A 2,251-nucleotide genomic window follows, 5' to 3' on the forward strand; every position below is an offset into this window, starting at 1 on the left:
CGCCCGGCCAGAACAGCGCGAGCGGATTCGCGAGCACCGTGCGGACGATCGCGGCGACGAGCGCACGCACCTTGGTCGGGCGCAGGCTGCGCGAGCGCACGGCCATCGTGAACGCGAGCGCGAAGCTCACGAGCACGTTGAGGATCGCCATGCTGAGCACGCCGGCGCCCGCCCACCACAGCTCGGGCGTGCCGAGCGCGTCCTTGCCCAGCACGCCGAGCGCGATCCCGATCGAACCGGCCGACAGCGTCACGTGCCGCACCTCGAACGGGAACATGAACACGGTGACGATCGCCGGAATGAGGCCGAGCATCAGGCCGAGGCCGACGTTCGCGACCACGCCGGCCACGTTCGACCGGCAGAAGTGCGCGAGCTTCGCCGCACCGGCCGCGCCGAGCGTGAGGCGCAGCCGGCGGTTGTACGTGAGCGCGTCGCCGACCCGGTGCAGCACGAACCAGTTGTCGGCCCAGCCCGCGAGCAGGCTCGACGCCCACAGCAGCACGCCCGTCAGCGCCGCGTAGAGCGGCGTCGGGCCGAGCAGCGAGAACGAGTGCAGCGTCGCATGGGCCTTCTCCGGCGAGATCAGGTTCGCGTGCAGCAGGTTGCCCGCGAACAGCTGCACCAGCAGGCACACGGGCAGCACGACGAGCACGTTGCCGGAAATCGCGGCCGCCTGCGTGCGGATCAGCGCGATCACGGATGAAACGAACGCCTTCACGCCTTCCTCGTGGCCGGTGTCGTCGAGCTCGCGCGCGAGCGTCGGCGCGGTCATCGCGGGCTGCTTGGTCGCGAGCGTGAAGTGCAGGAAGTGCATCAGCATGAAGCTGGCCGCGTAGTTGACGCCCGCGAGCAGCCCTTCGAGCATCGACTGCAGGTGCGCGCCCGTGATCGCGAACTTCACGCATACGGTCACGACGGTGACGAGGCCGCCGCCCGCGGCCATCCGCAGCATCTTCAGGTACTCGGCGCGGCCGCGCGAGATGTAGTGCTCGCCGGTGTCCGCGTTGGTCTCGACGAGCTTGCGCGCGAACAGCGAGAAGTTGCTGCGCACGAGGTGCGACACGCTCTGGCTGTTGTGGTTCGCGTCGACGAGCTCGGCCGTCAGGTGCGCCATCCCGTGCAGGTCGTCGCGCGCCATCCACGCGTTCAGCAGCATCTCGGCGCGCAGGATGCGCATGCGCATCCGCTCGACCTGGAACACGATGTCGACCGACACGCCGTTGCGGTACAGGTGCGAGAACACGTCGTCGACGGCGATCCGGCATTCGTCGAGCAGTACGCGCAGGTAGTTCACCTCGTGCAGCAGCTTGCTCGGGTCGCCGCCGTCCTCGACGGCCGCGTGCGCGGTCTCGACCGCGAGCATCGCGCGCGTGAGGCGGTAGAACGGCTGCGTTTCGAGCGGCTTGCGCGCATCGTCGTCGGACAGCCGGCTGCGCACCGTCTGCGACAGGCCGGTCGAGCTGATCTGGCAGGTCAGGTTGTGCAGCGCGGCCAGCAGGTCGCGCGAGAACGAGCCCGGCTCGTGGCGCTCTTCGTCGGTAACGTCGAACGAGATCAGCTCGGCCAGGCGCGTGAGGAGATCGTCGGGCAGCGCGTCGATCCATTGCGCGTCTTCCGGCGTCGGGAACATCAGCGTGAAGAGCGCCGACAGCTCGCGGCGGTTCGGCGCGGGCGGGATCAGCGACGAGTCGATCCGCTCGAACAGCGCGCCGAAGAAGCCCGAGTGCACGGGCATGCCGGCGTCGCACAGGAGCGAGATGCCGTCGCAATCGCGCAGGATGCCGCGCAGGATGCGCGCGGCGTGCGCTTTCCACGCGGGATTGCGATCGAGCACGTGGAACAGGTAGCGCAACCGCGCATGGGCCGGATACGCGCGCGCATCGTCGTCGCGATCGGCGGGCGCGTCCTGCGCGGCCTGCATCGTGCCGGTGCGGCGCAGCCAGTGCGCGAGCTCGATCAGCCATTCGCTGCGCTCGGCGTACGACGCATCGGCGTCGGCGTGCGCGAGCAGCGCATCGAGCTGGTGACCGGCATTGCGCGACGCGCGCCACTTCTTGATCAGGGTCGTCAGGGAACGAAACATAAACGGAATAGCGAAAGCCCTCGGCGGGCGGGTTCGGGATGCCGGCCGGGGAAACGGCGCGGCGCCGGGGGAACGGGTGAGACGGGGCCGGTTGCCGGACGATGCGCGGCGACCCGCGATGCGGCTGCCCCGCTGCGGTGCACGCCGATCGCGTGCGGGCGCCGGGAG

At 70.0% G+C, this 2,251-nt stretch carries 1 protein-coding gene; it reads right to left on the minus strand.

The features are described from left to right. On the minus strand, positions 1-2,083 hold a 2,083-nt coding region (locus G3O06_RS47920), incomplete at its 3' end, for a site-specific recombinase (protein ID WP_205820349.1). Positions 2,084-2,251: the final 168 nt, after the last annotated feature.

This window comes from Burkholderia sp. Ac-20345 (assembly GCF_017104825.1).
GTDB classification, from domain to species: Bacteria; Pseudomonadota; Gammaproteobacteria; order Burkholderiales; family Burkholderiaceae; genus Burkholderia; species Burkholderia lata_B.